This is a genomic window from Mycobacterium sp. NGS27 (assembly GCF_059813005.1).
This window is the reverse complement of the sequence record NZ_JCALDT010000054.1, coordinates 1-288: the sequence shown is the minus strand read 5'-3', so window position 1 is coordinate 288 and position 288 is coordinate 1. Positions and strand designations below refer to the sequence as shown.

Below are 288 nucleotides of genomic sequence, written 5' to 3'. Positions count from 1 at the left end.
CCACCACATCGTCATCGATGGCTGGTCACTACCGATCCTGCTCGGCGAAATCTTCGCCGCCTACCACCAACAACCCCTGCCCGCCCCGATCCCCTACCGCCGGTTCATTCACTGGCTGACCGAGCGCGACCAGCACGCCGCCCAGACCGCCTGGGCCGACATCCTGGCCGGGCTGGACACCCCCACCCTGCTCGGCCCGCCCGGCCGGCTCCAGCCCGGCCCACGCCACACCACCACCTACCGGCTGCCCGAACACACCACCACCGCCCTGCACGAACTGGCCCGCAC

The 288-nt window shown here is 70.8% G+C and carries 1 protein-coding gene; it reads left to right on the top strand.

The genetic code is table 11. The annotated features are described in order from the left end of the window. The coding region (locus tag AC5Y30_RS25540; RefSeq protein ID WP_499922106.1) for a condensation domain-containing protein at positions 1 to 288 on the top strand (288 nt) is incomplete at both ends.